The 15,342-nt window shown below is 59.2% G+C and carries 16 protein-coding genes; 5 read left to right on the forward strand and 11 right to left on the reverse strand.

Features of this window, described 5'->3' with window-relative positions:
- The 4 genes from ACQUQP_RS15415 to ACQUQP_RS15430 all read left to right on the forward strand — a co-directional run bounded on the left by ACQUQP_RS15415 (position 1) and on the right by ACQUQP_RS15430 (position 4,849).
- Entirely contained in the window at positions 1–1,623 is a 1,623-nt protein-coding gene (locus ACQUQP_RS15415; RefSeq protein ID WP_432695914.1) for a BCCT family transporter, read from the forward strand.
- 80 nt (positions 1,624–1,703) lie between these two features.
- Positions 1,704–3,605 carry a DUF294 nucleotidyltransferase-like domain-containing protein gene (locus ACQUQP_RS15420; protein WP_432695915.1) on the forward strand — a complete coding sequence of 634 codons (1,902 nt, stop codon included), beginning with the start codon at positions 1,704–1,706 and terminating at the stop codon, positions 3,603–3,605.
- A gap of 10 nt (positions 3,606–3,615) precedes the next feature.
- Complete coding sequence (locus ACQUQP_RS15425; RefSeq protein WP_432695916.1) at positions 3,616–4,374, forward strand: 3'-5' exonuclease; 759 nt, start codon at positions 3,616–3,618, stop codon at positions 4,372–4,374.
- A 103-nt stretch (positions 4,375–4,477) separates the two neighbouring features.
- Positions 4,478–4,849: a hypothetical protein gene (locus tag ACQUQP_RS15430; RefSeq protein WP_432695917.1), complete on the forward strand. Its 372-nt coding sequence runs from the start codon at positions 4,478–4,480 to the stop codon at positions 4,847–4,849.
- A 6-nt stretch (positions 4,850–4,855) separates the two neighbouring features.
- Here ACQUQP_RS15430 and ACQUQP_RS15435 read toward each other — a convergent pair whose 3' ends face one another.
- The 11 genes from ACQUQP_RS15435 to ACQUQP_RS15485 all read right to left on the reverse strand — a co-directional run bounded on the left by ACQUQP_RS15435 (position 4,856) and on the right by ACQUQP_RS15485 (position 14,638).
- Complete coding sequence (locus ACQUQP_RS15435; protein ID WP_432695918.1) at positions 4,856–5,968, reverse strand: alpha-hydroxy acid oxidase; 1,113 nt, start codon at positions 5,966–5,968, stop codon at positions 4,856–4,858.
- Positions 5,969–5,977: 9 nt separating this feature from the next.
- On the reverse strand, positions 5,978–6,676 hold the full coding sequence (locus tag ACQUQP_RS15440) for a Fe2+-dependent dioxygenase (RefSeq protein WP_432695919.1): 699 nt from the start codon (positions 6,674–6,676) through the stop codon (positions 5,978–5,980).
- Between the two features lie 57 nt (positions 6,677–6,733).
- The gene (locus ACQUQP_RS15445; protein WP_432695920.1) at positions 6,734–8,701 is read right to left on the reverse strand and encodes a TonB-dependent receptor; all 1,968 of its coding nucleotides are present in this window, start codon (positions 8,699–8,701) and stop codon (positions 6,734–6,736) included.
- 410 nt (positions 8,702–9,111) lie between these two features.
- Entirely contained in the window at positions 9,112–9,936 is an 825-nt protein-coding gene (locus ACQUQP_RS15450; RefSeq protein WP_432695921.1) for an energy transducer TonB, read from the reverse strand.
- Positions 9,933–10,367, reverse strand: coding sequence for an ExbD/TolR family protein (locus ACQUQP_RS15455; RefSeq protein ID WP_432695922.1), 435 nt, complete (start codon positions 10,365–10,367; stop codon positions 9,933–9,935). The genes ACQUQP_RS15450 and ACQUQP_RS15455 overlap by 4 nt, the downstream gene beginning before the upstream one ends.
- Complete coding sequence (locus ACQUQP_RS15460; protein WP_432695923.1) at positions 10,364–10,759, reverse strand: ExbD/TolR family protein; 396 nt, start codon at positions 10,757–10,759, stop codon at positions 10,364–10,366. Before ACQUQP_RS15460 ends, ACQUQP_RS15455 begins: the two co-directional genes overlap by 4 nt.
- Positions 10,749–11,672, reverse strand: a complete 924-nt coding sequence (locus ACQUQP_RS15465) for a MotA/TolQ/ExbB proton channel family protein (protein WP_432695924.1) — start codon at positions 11,670–11,672, stop codon at positions 10,749–10,751. Before ACQUQP_RS15465 ends, ACQUQP_RS15460 begins: the two co-directional genes overlap by 11 nt.
- Positions 11,673–11,976: 304 nt before the next feature.
- A complete protein-coding gene (locus ACQUQP_RS15470) occupies positions 11,977–12,540 on the reverse strand; it encodes an acyl-CoA thioesterase (RefSeq protein ID WP_432695925.1) in 564 nt (187 codons plus the stop codon).
- 43 nt (positions 12,541–12,583) lie between these two features.
- A complete protein-coding gene (locus tag ACQUQP_RS15475; RefSeq protein WP_432695926.1) occupies positions 12,584–12,901 on the reverse strand; it encodes a BolA family protein in 318 nt (105 codons plus the stop codon).
- Positions 12,879–14,240 carry a DUF3422 family protein gene (locus tag ACQUQP_RS15480; protein ID WP_432695927.1) on the reverse strand — a complete coding sequence of 454 codons (1,362 nt, stop codon included), beginning with the start codon at positions 14,238–14,240 and terminating at the stop codon, positions 12,879–12,881. Before ACQUQP_RS15480 ends, ACQUQP_RS15475 begins: the two co-directional genes overlap by 23 nt.
- A 50-nt stretch (positions 14,241–14,290) precedes the next feature.
- Positions 14,291–14,638, reverse strand: coding sequence for a hypothetical protein (locus tag ACQUQP_RS15485; RefSeq protein WP_432695928.1), 348 nt, complete (start codon positions 14,636–14,638; stop codon positions 14,291–14,293).
- Positions 14,639–14,686: 48 nt separating this feature from the next.
- Here ACQUQP_RS15485 and ACQUQP_RS15490 point away from each other — a divergent pair, with 48 nt between their 5' ends.
- Positions 14,687–15,337, forward strand: a complete 651-nt coding sequence (locus tag ACQUQP_RS15490; protein WP_432695929.1) for a hypothetical protein — start codon at positions 14,687–14,689, stop codon at positions 15,335–15,337.
- The last annotated feature ends 5 nt before the right edge of the window (positions 15,338–15,342 follow it).

The following is a 15,342-nucleotide window of genomic DNA, read 5'->3' on the forward strand; positions in this document are numbered from 1 at the left end:
ATGACGGATTCGAAAGATCCGATGATTCCCGACGGGGAGGTCAATCCTTACGATACCGACTACCAGGTCGGACAGGACAACATCGTTGTCAATGTAGGCCCCTTTGGCCTGGATATCCATAACCGGGTATTCGCCGTTTCAGGCCTAGCCATCATTGCCTTCGTATTTCTCACACTCGCTTTCCAGAACCAGGTAGAACCGATGTTCAGCGGCATTCGCGGCTGGCTCACCACTAACCTGGACTGGTTTTTCATCGGTGCCGGTAATATTTTTGTTCTCGCCTGCCTGATTATCGCGTTTTCTCCCCTGGGCAAAGTACGCCTGGGCGGTACCGAGGCCACACCCGACTATTCCTACGCCGGCTGGTTCTCCATGCTGTTCGCTGCAGGCATGGGTATCGGCCTGATGTTCTACGGTGTTTCCGAGCCGCTGACTCACTTCTCCACCTCTTTTAGCGGCAGCGACTGGGCGCCGCTGGGTGGTGCTGTAGGTGATGCAGAGGGTAACGCTGCGCTTGCCGCTGAGCTTGGCATGGCCGCTACGATCTACCATTGGGCGCTGCATCCCTGGGCGATCTATGCCGTGCTGGCACTGGGCCTGGCGCTGTTCTCGTTCAACAAGGGGCTGCCGCTGACCATGCGCTCCGTATTCTACCCGCTGCTGGGTGAATCCGTGTGGGGCTGGCCGGGTCACATCATCGATATCCTGGCGGTACTGGCAACCCTGTTTGGTCTGGCGACCTCCCTGGGTCTGGGCGCTTCCCAGGCGGCATCAGGTCTGAACTACCTGTTCGGCATACCGCTGGGCGAGACCACCCAGATCATTCTGGTTATCGGTATTACCGCGATCGCGATGATTTCGGTGCTGGCGGGTCTGGAAGCGGGTGTTAAGCGTCTGTCCGAGATCAACATGATACTGGCAGTTCTGCTGCTGGCCTTCGTTATCATTGTCGGACCGACGCTGGCGATCGCTACCGGTTTCTTCCAGAACCTGCTGTCGTACCTTGAGCACCTGCCCGCCCTGGCAAATCCGGTAGGTCGCGAAGACTCCAACTTCGCCTCCGGCTGGACCGCTTTCTACTGGGCATGGTGGATCTCCTGGTCACCGTTCGTCGGCATGTTCATCGCCCGCGTATCCCGTGGCCGCAGTGTACGTGAGTTCATCGTCTGTGTACTGATCATCCCGTCCCTGGCCTGTGTGCTCTGGATGACCGTGTTCGGTGGTACCGCGATCAGCCAGTACGTCAACGACGGTTACACCGCCGTTGCGGACGCAGAACTGCCGCTGCAGCTGTTCACTATGCTGGATGCGCTGCCGATGTCGCAGATCACCTCGTTCATCGCCATCATCCTGGTTGTGGTGTTCTTCGTGACCTCCTCCGACTCCGGCTCACTGGTTATCGACGTAATCTCCGCCGGCGGCAAGGTGGATGCACCGACTCCGCAGCGCGTGTTCTGGTGTACCTTCGAGGGTCTGGTGGCTATCGCCCTGATTCTCGGCGGCGGACTGGTCGCCCTGCAGGCCATGGCCGTATCCACCGGCTTCCCGTTCACCATCGTACTGCTGATAGCAACTGCGTCGGTGATCAAGGGTCTGGCTTCCGAGCCGCGCCCAGAGGCGTAAAACACGCTTGAGTGTGATGGGGCGGGTAGTGACGACTATCCGCCCTTTTTTAATTCCAACGCCGCTTATCAGGTAAGAATATGCAGGCTGAACATCTGGAAATTATCGACTTTCTTCGCCGCCATCACCCTTTCGCCGATCTGGCGGAAGAGACCCTGGCCAGGGTGGCCACCGAGGTGGAGATCAGTTACTTCAAGGCCGGCACCCAGATTCTGGAGTTCGGACAGCTCACCGATGCGCTTTATGTGCTGCGCAGCGGCGCGGTTGAGATCTACCGACGTAACGGCGACCTCTATAACAGGCTTAGCGAAGGCGGCTTCTTTGGCGAATTCGCCCTGCTGCGCCACAAGCGCACCCGTTTTCCTGCCGTCGCGCTTGAAGACAGCCTGATCTATCTGATCCCCGAGGAGACTTTTAACCGGCTGTTTGAAGAGAACGAGCTGTTCGCCGACTTTGTCGAGATAGAGGACCGCACGCGGCTGCGCCAGACCGTGGCCCGCAAGGAGGACGCCAATGAGCTGATGACCTCCGAGATCAACGTGCTGATCAGCCGCGAAGCGATCATGATGGATACCCGGGCAACGGCCAAGGAAGCCGCACGGCGTATGAGTGACGAGGGGGTCTCCTCGCTGCTGATCCTGCACCACAACGACGCGCCGGGACACCCGGACGACGCCGATTCGCCCAGCCACCCGGTGATGGCCGGACTGATTACCGACCGCGACCTGCGCAACCGCCTCGTTGCGCCGGGGCTCAGCTACGACACCCCGGTCACGGAGATCATGACCACCGACCTGATCCATGTGGAGCATACGCAACTGGTGTTCGAAGCGATGCTGGCGATGCTCAGGTACAACGTCCACCATCTGCCGGTGCTCAAGCACCAGCAGCCGATTGGCGTTATCGCCCTGTCCGATATCATCCGCTACGAATCACAAAACAGCCTGTTCGTGGTCAGCAGCATCTTCCGTACCCAAAGCGTCGAGGAGCTCAAGGCACTGGTCAGCGAAGTACGCGCCTGCTTCACCCGCATGGTGCGCGAGGACGCCAACTCACGCATGATCGGCAGCGCCATGGCGGTGATCGGCCGCAGCTTCAAACAGCGACTGCTGGAGCTGGGCGAAGAGAAACTGGGACCGCCACCGGTGCCCTACTGCTTCCTCGCGCTGGGCTCCATGGCACGCCAGGAACAGCTGATCGTCTCGGACCAGGACAACGCCATGATCCTGGACAACCGCTTCGATCCCGACAAGCATGACGCCTACTTCCTGAAGCTGGCAGAATTCGTCTCCGACGGTCTCGCCGCCTGCGGTTACACCTACTGCAAGGGCGACATCATGGCCACCAACCGCACCTGGCGTAAACCGCTGCGAGTGTGGGAGGAGTATTTCACCGAATGGATCGACAAGCCGACGCCGAAGAGCCTGCTAAACAGCTCGATCTTCTTCGATCTGGACGGCGTCTGGGGTAAAACCGAATGGGCGGACCGCCTTAACCGGCTGATCATCCGCAAGACCCGCCACAACTCGACATTCCTTGCCTGTATGGCCCGCAACGCGCTGCTGCGTACGCCGCCACTGGGCTTCTTCAAGGATTTCGTCATGGAGCCTTCGGGCCAGCACACCCAGTCGATCGATATGAAACGACGCGGTACCGCTCCGCTGGCGGACCTGATTCGCGTACATGCGCTGGCGGTGGGCTCAAAATCGCGCAACTCGTTTGAACGCCTCAAGGATATTATCAACGCGGATATACTGCCCCACGGGCGCGGCCAGGATCTGCGTGATGCGCTCGAGTTCATCTCCACGGTACGGATCCGCCACCAGGCGCTGGACCTGGAAGCCGGCAACGACCCGGATAACCGGATAGAGCCGGAAAACCTCTCCGATTTCGAGCGCAAAAACCTCAAGGATGCGTTCCAGATCCTGAGCAATGCGCAGAAATTCCTGAAGTACCGCTACCAACCCGGACGAGTCAACTGAGGATAGTTTCATGTTCTATATCGGCAAAGAGCATGTCGGGTCCAAGGACGGCCGCAGCAAGGCAGACAAGGGCCCGATTCTGGACTGGGCCAAGCGGTTCAAGGAGCTGGCCGAGCGCACCAAACACCCTAAACTTCGGGAGTTTTACGAGGCCGGTGCAGTCGCTGCGGATACCCCCATCGACCAGGTCCCGATGATCGCCATGGATTTCGAAACCACGGGGATCGATCCGAGCAAAGACGATATCGTCAGTATCGGCCTGGTCGCCATGTCGTTAAACCGTATCAGCCTGAGTAAATCCCGCCACTGGATTTTAAAACCACGCAGCAACCTCAGTCACAAGTCGGTCTGTATTCATGGCATCACCCATTCGGAAGTTGAAACCGCTCCGGACCTCAAACGCATCCTCGAGGAGCTGCTTGAGATCATGGCCGGCAAGGTGATTGTGGTGCACCACCGGGGCATCGAGCGCAACTTTCTTAATGCGGCGCTGCAGACGCGGATCAGGGAGGGGATTGAGTTTCCAGTGATCGATACGCTTGAGCTCGAAGCGCGCCTGCACCGGCGCAGACATCAGCGCTATCTCGATAAGCTGTTTGGACGCAAGAAGGTCTCGATCCGGCTGGCGGAGAGTCGCTCCCGCTACAACCTGCCTCACTACCGCCCACACGATGCGCTCACCGACGCCCTGGCCAGTGCCGAACTGCTGCAGGCCCAGGTCGCGAACCGCTTCTCACCGGACACACCGGTGTCCGACCTGTGGAAGTAACAAGGTCGGCGTGATGGCATTAAAGGGTCGCTTAAGCAGCAATTCAGCTCTACCGGTGTCTTATGCTGTATAGAGGCCCTGAAGCCTCACTGGGAGGTGAATCATGTCAGCCCGAAAAAGCATTCCGCTTGTCCTGACTGCATTGCTGCTAACGGCCTGTGCCTACGGCCCCTATGACACCCAGGCCCGCGTCGGTGTGCACGGCTACTACGACAGCCGCTATGACGACTTTTATTTCTATCCCGATGTCAGCGTTTACCTGGGGGTCAACTCCGGACTCTACTACTACCGGCCCCATGACAGCTGGCTCGGTGTGCGCGTCCTGCCCCACCATATCGAGCTGCGCCCAAAACACCGGGTCACCATCCGGCACCTGCCGCGGCACCGCCCGTACAGCCGCTATCACGACCACCGGGAAAGATACTATCACCGTGACAGGAACTATCACCGTGACAGGAACTATCGCCGCCGCTAGCGCTGCTTAATCCGGCCGATAAAGCGCATCCTGCGTAATATCGGCCAGCGTTGGCGTTCCCGCCAGGGACATGCACACCTCCAGCTCTTCGCGGAGGATCCGCAACATATGCGCAACACCCTGGGCCCCGGCCACGGCCAGGGCGTATAGCTGTGGCCGCCCGACCATCACCGCGTCGGCCCCCAGTGCGATCGCCTTGAAGGCGTCGGTGCCCCGCGCTATAGCACCATCAACCAGCAGCGTCATCTCCTCACCCACCACCCGGCGAATGGCAGGCAGAAGCTCAAGCCCGGACGGCACGCAGTCCAGGGTACGGCCGCCATGATTGGACACCACCAGACCTGCGATACCCAGGTCGCGTGCCATCACCGCATCGGCCGGGCTCAACACGCCCTTGAGAATCACCGGCAGTTGGGTGCGCGCCTGCAGCCAGGCGATATCCTCCCAGGTCGGCGCTTCGGTCATCATGCCCTGGAAGACAATGCTTTGACTGGGTTCAAGCACCGCGCCTGGCAGCGGCGGCCGGTCGCGCAGGTTAACCGCTTCAACCCCTGGCGGCAGCTCGAACCCGGCGCGCTGGGCGCGGTTGCGGATGCCATGCAGTGAGGCATCGACGGTGATCATCAGGGCGCTGTAGCCCGCCGCTTCCGCCCGGCGCACCAGGCTCAACGTGAAGTCCCGGTCCTGCTGGAAGTAGAGCTGAAACCAGCCTGGCGAGGTCAACTCCGCCGCGATGCTTTCCAGTGTGTAACTGGACAGGGTGCTCACCACCATCGGCGCCTCAAGCGCCGATGCTGCCCGCGCGGACGCCAGCTCCCCCTGCGGGTGGACCAGACGGTGAAACGCCACCGGCGCCAGCATGAAGGGATGGCGAAATTGCTCGCCGAGCACCCTGGTTTCTGTGGTGCCCCGGGTGACATCCGCCAGTACCCGGGGAAGAATCAGGGTGCGATCCAGCACCTCGCGATTGCGTTTAAGACTGATCTCATCCGCGCCGCCACCGACGATATATTCGTAGATCGCAGTCGGTATATGGGCCGCTGCCCGATCGGCATAATCGGCCAAACTTACCAGCTGCGGGGGAATGGCGCTCAGAGGCGGTTCCGGTTTATCGCTCATGGTCTATCCTCAGGTGTCTGCCCACTGCTGAATCAGCCGATGATACAAAGCCGTCAAGCGGTTCAGATCCTCGTCCTGCACTGCGCCCTGGATACCGGCAGAGGTCAGCGACTGAATGCTGGTATCCAGATCAAACAGCATCTCGCGCTGCTCATGGCTGCGCACCATGCTCTGAATCCAGAAGAATGCCGCGACTCTCGCGCCGCGGGTCACCGGCGTGACCCGGTGCAAGCTGGTGGAGGGATAAAGGATCAGGTCACCGGCATCCAGCTTGATCGACTGGCTGCCATACTTGCCCTCGATCTCCAGCTCGCCGCCGTCGTACTCATCGGCGGCGGACAGAAACAGCGTGGCGGACAGATCGGTCCTGACCCGCGTCGCGGTGCCCGGCACCACCCGAATGGCGTTGTCCACGTGGCGGCCATAGGTCTCGCCATCGCGGTAACGATTAAACATCGGCGGCAATGTCTTGAGTGGCAGTGCCGCGGAAATGAACACAGGATGTTTTGCCAGCGCCCCCAGTATCAGGTCGCCCAACTTCTGTCCCAGCGGGTCATTCTCATCGAGCTGCTGATTGCGCTTTGCCGCAAGCGCCCGGCTACCCGCTGTCAGGCTGCCATCAACCCAGCTCGCCTGATCGAGATGCGTCCTAATGGTGGCAACTTCATCGGCCGTAAATACCTGCTTTATTGGCAGTATCAATGACATACCCTCTCAAATTGGAAAGGCCGGCCCGGAGGAAGGGAACCCCGGGCCGGCCAGTGGTTAGAACTTGTAGCTGAGCGTCAGGCTGGCTGCACGCGCATCGCCAAGATAGACGATGCTACCGCCGCGGTAGACCGCGGTGTAGTACTCTTCATCCGTCACGTTCTGCAGGTTGGCCCGCAGACTCAGATCGTTGTCAAAGTCGTAGGTGGCAAACAGATCGAACACGGTGTAGTCCGGCAGTTCGATGTTACCACTGGCACCCTCATCCGGCTGACCACCAAAGATCTCGCTGGAGTAGGTCGCGGTACCACCAAAAGCCAAGGCTTCGGTCGCCTGGTAACGCAGCTGGACATTGGCACTCTTCTCGGCGAAGTTCGCCTTGGGACGGCCGATGTTATCCGGGTGATAGGATTCCAGCGTCTCGGAGTCCATGATCGCCACGCCCATCTGGCCGCTAAGCTTTGAAGTCAGGTTACCGGACAAGCCAAGTTCGACACCCTCTACACGGTTCTTACCGGTATTCAGAGAGCCCCCTGAACTGTAGGAATCGTTACCGCCTTCGATCACGTCATCCTTGGTGATACGGAACACCGCCGCCGTCAGCAGCAGCTGCTCGTCCATCAGGTTCCACTTGGTACCCAGCTCCAGATTAGTGGACTGTTCCGGGTCTGCACTTTTGTAGTTACCCTCGGAATCGGTGCACAGACCGCCGTAACCACAGTTGGTGCCGGCATCGGCTTCACCGCCGTTGATATTGGACGAGGTGCTCCAGCTGGCGTAGACATTACCCTGCTCCCAGGGTGAGTAGACAAGACCCAGGTGCCCGTTCCAGAAGCCATCACTGAAGGCGTAAGAGGCTGCGGGTATCGGCCCGAAACGACCGTTCCTTGCTGCGGTATCCAGCGCGTAATCGAAATGGTCATAACGCAGGCCTGCGAACACTTCCCAGTCTTCACTGAGTGTGACTGTATCCATCAGGTACGCAGAAACGGTTTTCAGCTCCAGTTCACTGGTTTTGTCGCTGCGCTCCACCGAGCCCTGCCACAGACCGTTATCGGCGTCGTACGGGTCCAGGTCAAAGCTGTTGCTCGCCTCGACGCTGTAGTTACCGGCATCGACGTTTTCCCTTGCCATCTCAACACCGGCAACGATGGTGTTGCGCTTGCCAAACAGCTCCTTATCGATCACCAGATTGGTCTGGTTACCCAGGTAGTCGTTCTCCTGCCAGCCGCTGAACGAGCGCAGATTGTTGTCGAAAAAGCCGCGGCCATCATAGGCGGACACCACATACTCGTTTACCGTCTGGCCGAAGCGGGTTTTGTTTTCCAGCGTCACGCCGCGACCAAAGTTGTGCTCAACCTTGAAGGTCAGGATATCGGCTTCGCTGTTCTGGAAATCCAGGTCATTCTGGCCGACGTAGTCGTATTTATTGAACTCACCGCTCTGCCGATCCAGCCCATAACCGGTGTCGGTGCGATCTTCACCGCGGAAGAAGTAATAATCGGCAGACAACAGAGTGTTACGCGTGGGCTGATAAACACCGGAGATCAGGGCACCGATGCGGCGCTCACCGGCCGGGGCACGATCCGGTGTATCGGCTTCGGAATAGAGGCCGTTGAAGCGAATACCCGAATCACCGGTAATCACCTTGTTGCTATCGATGGTGTAGCGCTTGTAGTCATCGGTACCCAACCCGCCCTGCAGGGAGGTGAAGTCCTCTTCCATGCTCGCTTTCTTGCTGACGGTATTCACCGCACCACCTGTCGAACCGCGACCGGCAAAGGTTGAGCTCGGGCCCTTGGAGATTTCAACCTGCTCCAGAGCGAAGGTTTCGCGGGTGATCAGACCCGGGTCACGCAGACCATCGGAAAACACATCACTGCGCGCCTCATAACCGCGAATAATATAACGGTCACCGAAGGAGTTACCGCCCTCACCTGTGCCCAGAGTAATACCCGGTTGAGCACTCAGAATATCCTTGAGTTCGGTTTTACCCGAGTCTTCAATACTGTCTTTCGTCAGCACCGTCATAGTTTGCGGTGTATCAGCGATATCACGGACTTTACGTGTATCGGAGGTACGTTTTGCTTTATAAGGTGCTTCCGGCTCAGCGTAGGGATTCGCATCAGCTGCAATTTTCTGATCCTCGATTAAAAGCGTATGGAGTGAAACTTCTTCCGCATGAAGGGATCCTATCATCGCGGAAGAAATTGCCAGCGTAAGCGTTCCAGCTGCCATTTTAGAATAGCGAGAGCTTTCATCCGCAGCCAATCCTGCAGCAATCCTGGGTTGTTCAGCCATTGTTCTTCCTTTTTTAAGCATAGTGGTCTATTCACCTTGAACGAACGTCAAGGCGGGAGTTAATTAATAGTTATTGATTTATTATCCGATACGGATCAGCTATGACGGCTTTTAAATAACTCGATAATCGACTCTTAGTTTTTAATAGCGAATGCGACTGGCACCGTAATACTCAGGGTATCCTGTACCATTTCAACAGGGAAACGCGGCAGGGGCTCGGCTTTTTCCAGCATGGCAATCACCGCATCGTCCAGCGAATTAAAGCCTGAACTTTCCCTGATATTAAATTCAAGCACCTGCCCCTGCCGGTTGACGACAAAATAGAGCTTGGCAACGCCCTCCTGGCCACGGCGACGGGCGGAGATCGGGTAGCGTTTATGCCGCGCCAGATGGGCGGCCAACTCACCGAACCAGGTCTGCCTGGCTGCCGGAGATCCCCCCTGAGTCTGAGCGTTGGCTGAACCGGTGCTCTGCTTACGCTGGGCATCAGCCGTTTCATCAGCAACCTTTTCAGCGGTCCTGGCACTGGCAACCGTTTCTGTCACCGGCTCCCGGGGTGACTCAACCGGTTGCCGTTCCACGGTCGGCTCAGGCTCGGGCGGTTCCGGCTTCGGCTCTTTTTCAACCTGCACCACCGGTTTCTGTCTGGGGGGCGGTGGTGGCGGCTCCACCGGCTCAGGCTCCTCCACGACCGGCTCAGCTTCAGGTTCGGGCGGCGGTTCAACCGGTTCGGGCTCAGCGATCTCGTCAGCCACCGGCTCCGGCGCACTCTCTTCCTGACTCTCCCTGGCCGCGCCCAGGTCGCCCATCATTCCCAGGTCGATCTCGATACCGTTCTCACCCAGATCCCTGGCGCCCTCGGAGTCACTGTCCCGAGCCAGCACCAGGGCAGCGCCGCCGGCATGAAGTGCCAACGCCAGGGTCAGCGCAAAGATCCAGTGTCTGCTGCTCAGTGTCATGACGGCTCCTCCGGCTGCAGACGGGTAATCAGCGAGGCTTTGACCAGCCCCGCATCACGCACCCGGGACAGCAGCGGCTTGAGCTCCGCTACGGGCAGGTCGGCATCTGCCTTGATCCGCACCGTCAGACTGCTGACGTCTTCCACCTGCTCGACGCGCTGGTTCAGCGCCTCGGTCAGCTCGTCCCGGCTAACCGGCTGATCACCGATAAACAGGGTCCCGTCAGCGGATACCAGCAGCTCAATCGACTCGCTGTCGGAGAGTTTTCGCTCGTTAACCGACTCCGGCGGTGAGGTCTCAAGCGCATCCGTTTTGGAAATCTGTCCGGCGATCATGAAGAAGATCAACATCAGGAATACCACGTTGATCAGCGGGATCATGTTGTCATCAGCGCTGTTCGAGCGGCTGCCTGCCCCCGGATCAACAATCATTGCAGTACTCCCGCCAGCGAAACCTTTTCCGCACCCGCCTGCCTTAACGCGTCCACCAGCGATACCAGCGACTGGGTCGATACCCCTTCTTCGGCTTCAATGGCGATCAGCGTTTCGCTATCACCGATCAGGGCCTGTGGCACGCCGGCCGCAATGTTGAAAGTGGTGTCGGCAATCCGCACATCGCCACTATTACCGAGCAGCCGCACCCTGATTACCTCGGACGCTGCGGCCGGCGTGTCGCTGGCGGTGGGGATCGGCAGATCCAGTTGTCGCCACTGCATGAAATTGGACGTGAGCATAAAGAACAGCAGCAGAATAAAGACCACGTCGATCAGCGGGGTCAGGCTGATTTTGGCGGGCTTACGCGCAGTGCCCAGATCAAGCAGCATGGCGGAACACCTCAGGCTCTGCCGCTGCATGCTGCTTTGACAGCGCACTGGTAAATACGCGGGTCACCGAGTCGTTCATCAACACAGCCACACGCTCGACCTTGCGCTCCAGCCAGTTGTGGATGGTCATCACCGGGATCGCCACCGCCAGACCCACCGCCGTTGTCAGCAACGCCTGCCAGATACCGCCGGACAGCACCGAGGGATCCACCTGACTGCCCGCCGCTTCCATCTGTTTAAACGCGACAATCATCCCCAGCACGGTACCGAGCAGACCCAACAGCGGGCTGAGCGTCGCGATCACCTCCAATGGACGCAGGAACGAACGCATCTGCCCCAACCGCTGGGTCGCTACCCGGCTCAGCTCTTCACGCAGCAGAGTGGATTCCTGCCCCGCTTCTACGCCCTTCATGGCCAGCCCAACCAGACCGGTGACCGGGCGATGCTGCCTCAGCGTCTTAATGGCGCCCTGACGGTCGCCCACGGACCAGAGACTCAACGCCCGGTCAATCTCCCGCGCTGACTCGGCGCGCATAACGGCAAACTGCCAGAGCTTCAGCAGAACGATGGTCAGCGCGACCACGGAGAAGGCACAGAGAATCCAGACCACGGGCCCGCCCATGACCAGAAAATCGATCACCTGATCGACCAGGCTCAGGGGCATATCTGGCGTTTCGCCCAGCGAAGGATCGAGCGGCAGGGTAGCTGTGGATGGATCGTCGGCCAGCGCTGACTGAAGCGGGTTCGCGCCGGTTTCGCCCGATACTCTGGCATGTTCGTCTGCAGCCCCGGGGCCACCGGCAGTCAAGGCATCGCCAGTAGCCAAGGCATCGCCAGCGTCTGCCGCCAGCGTCTCATCACCCAACTGCTGAGGCTTGCCGCCCGCGGCCATTAATTCAGTTTCCGTACTCACGTCGACCCCCTGCTCGCTATCTGGCAAAAAAACTATACGGTAATACTAATGATAACTAATCTTATTTGCATTATAAAAATTACTAAGCATACAAATCAATAGCTTTGCCGCCGACGGATCGAAAGCGTCAGGCTCCGGCAGCTGACCGGAAGCAGAAGAAGTCGGGGATTAGAAACTATGCAGTGACGGGAACGCGCGCGAGTCCCGAAAAATACAGAGGGGAACAGCAGGGTTGAGGCTGGGGATTTAGAAAACAGATCGCAAACGGGCGGGCTTTAAACCCGCCTGTTTGCGCAGAGCCAGGTCAGACCGGCCGGGCCAGCCTGCAGTTCTGCCCGTCGAGCTTGGGCAGCTCTCGCTCGATATCGAGCTCAGCGCGGGCCTGGCGCATCTCTTCGCGGTGATGCTGCTTGAACTGGCGTCGCATCATCCCTTCCAGGAAGCGCTTTACCTCCACATCCTCTTCCAGTATCAGGCCCGGCAGCGGTACCGGCTTGCGGGTCTTTTCATCAACCGCAACCATGGTGAAATAGGAGGTATTTGTCGGTTTGACGATGCCGTTGTGGAAATCTTCCGAGACCACCTTGATCCCCACCTCCATGGAGGAACGCCCCACGTAGTTGACCGAGGCGTGCAGGGTCAGCAACTCACCCACCTCCACCGGGTTCAGAAAATCCACGGAGTCGATGGAGGCCGTCACACAGTATCCCCGTGCGTGGGAGGCCGCGCAGGTATAGGCGATCTTATCCATCAGTGACAGGATGACACCGCCATGCACCTTGCCGCCAAAGTTGGCGTAATGGGGAACCATCAGCTCCTTGAGCGTGGTCTGGGATTCCTTTACGCGTCGAAATTCATGCTCGGTCATAGGCTTTCTCCTGCGGACTGCTTTCAGGGAATGGAGCTGAGGCTTACTTATCGGCCTTGGAACCGCCCATACAGTTGGGCGACGCCGGCACAAAACCCTGCTGTTTTTCCCACTCTGACGGCGTATGCAGGTGCATCGCCAGGGCGTGAATCGGATTCTGCATCAGATCAGACAACAGTCCATAAATCAGCTGATGACGCTGTACCAGGCGTTTGCCTTCAAAGGCGGAGCTCACCGCCACCAGTTTGAAGTGGGTATCGGTACGGTCACCCGAGTGCATATGGCTCTCGTTTTCGAGACGGTACTCGACCAGCTCCAGGCCCGCTTTCAGGCGTTTTTCAATCTCGTTTTCGACGCTCATTGCGCTTCTTTCCTGTGTTACCGTCCGCCAGCTCATCTTCAGCCAGCGCGTGGAAGTGGTGGTGGATACGCCGTGTCGCCAGCCAGACGGCCAGCAGCACTATGGGTACCATCATACCGGTTGCGAGCGTTTTATCGAACGCTACGCCCGCACCGTAGATTGCTTCCAGCAAATATTTAAACAAACCCACCAGGTAATAGCTGATTGCAGCCACCGACAGCCCCTCCACCGTATGCTGCATCATCAGCTGAATACGGGAGCGCCGGTCCATGGAGCTAAGCAGCTCCCGGTTCTGTTGCTGAATCGCCATTTCCACACGGGTGCGCATCATGTCGGATACCCGGTCCACACGCCGCGACAGGTCATCGAGCCGCTCACTGACAGCGTTGCAGGTGCGCACCGCCGGCAGCAGACGACGACTGAGAAACTCGTTGATCGTCAGGTGCCCGGACACCTCATCCTCGCGCAGTTCTGCCAGCCGGCTGATGATCAGGTCGGCGTAGGCGCGGGTGGCGGTAAAGCGGAAGGTGGTCTGCGCCCTGAACGCTTCGATCTGAGCGGCCATCTGCGTTAACTCCGACAGCACGGTGCGATCATCCACCTGGTGGTTATCCGCCAGCACACCGGTCAGATGTGCCAGCTTGGCATCCATATCGCCAAGCGCCGGCGAGGTTCGGCGCGCTTCCGGCAGCGCCAGCAACGTCATCAGGCGATAGGTTTCTATCTCCACCAACCGCTGCACCAGACGTCCGAGCTGGGAGTCGCTCATCTGCTTGTTGTAGATCAGCATGCGGCCGAAACCATCCGCGTGCAGCTGAAATGCGGTCCAGACCCGGGCATCACCGCTCTGCGGGCTGGAACCCACCAGGCGCATCTGCTCAAACCAGGGCTTCACCTCGTTGGGTTCGGGTTCGGGATTAACCCGGGCATCTTCGATTGCCACATGGAAGGCCGCGACCACTGTACCCGGCAGCGCTTCGAGCCAACCGAATGGCAGCTCGCTGATACCCTGTTCGGCAAAGGGGTTAGCCTGGGATCGGGGGGCGAGGTTGATAAAGGTGTAGCTGGTAAACTCCAGGTGCTTTTCCCAGCGGATACGCAGCTTACCGAAGGTCTGCTCATAGCACTGGGTCTCCACCTGGGGCACCTCGTAGCCGAGCAGTTCATGCAACTTCTGCAGATGGCGGAACTGCTCCGCCCGCTGCGCTTCATCGACCTGCAGTGCCAGATGGGTCACCCGCGCAGGGCTCGGAATCACCTGGAAGGGGCGCGAGTGGAGCTCGTCATAGAGCATGTCGCGCAGCGGATGGGTCTCGAGATGCTGAATCACATCTTTCATTATTTTATTACTCCGTCAGCCGGCTGAATCCTCAACGCCGGGGGCTGGTGTTATTCCAGATTGGCTCGCAGCAAAGGCTGCTCCGACAGATCGAAGGCCAGGATCTGCGGCTCCACGTCGAACCACTGATCGAACAGGCTGCGCTCGAGAATCGGCCAGTGATCGCCAAACTCATCCCAGGCACCCAGCTCGTTCTCGAAGATGGTACGCCAGCCGCTCTCCAGCGCCTCAGCAAAGCTGCTTTCTTGCTCCGCTTCATCGATCAGATAGACAGTGCCCTCCTGACGCAGGGACTCCAGGTCGAGATTTTCCTCCGGCGCCTGTTCTGCCGCCCAGTCGGCCATGGGCTGTTTGGGACGTATCACCAGCGCGGAGCGATTCAGTAGCTTGATCGTCATCGGGACACTCGTTATATACAATATGGGAATGGTTAAGGGTGATTCATCATGAATATCAGGGTACTACCAGCGCTTGAGAGCCGCGAGGCCTGGCTCGCGTTTATCCGCCGGGAACAGCCCTACTGCCTGGTGGAAGATCCGCAATGCCTGGTGGATTTCCAGACCTCCTTTCTACAGCTCACGCTGTTCAACAACGACCATCGTGATGCCGAACGTTACACCCTGGGCTCGCGCAGTGCGATGCAACCGGCCTGGGCGCTGATCAAGGGGTGCAACTGGTCGCTCAAAACGCTGGTTACAGGTCTCAGTGCGCTCGATTTCAGCAGCAACGTGCGTGATAACGAACTGCTGCGCGGCCACACCGACCTCAGCGTACGCAAACGTTTTGTCAACGAGTCGCGGCTGGTATCCCCCGCCCTCACCGGTCTGCTGCAGCCGCTCAGCGCCCTGCCCGCCCAGTGGTCCGGCGAAAGCCTGTGCCAGCTGCTCGCTAACGACCAGTGGCGCGACTGGCGCAGCGAAAGTGACGAGCCGATCAGCCCCCGGGCACTGCTGCTGGAGCTGCAGCAGCACCTGCCGCTCTGGCAGGTCGCCCGCAAGGGCGAACGCCTGTTTCTGCGCCGCGAGGGCAAACCGCTGGTCAGCTTTATCCCCGACCCGGTTCAACCCGCCCCCAGGCTGGCTGAACCGGCGCTCTGAGCCGG

Origin of the sequence: Marinobacterium sp. YM272, from assembly GCF_050908845.1 — a bacterium.
GTDB lineage: Bacteria > Pseudomonadota > Gammaproteobacteria > Pseudomonadales > Balneatricaceae > Marinobacterium_D.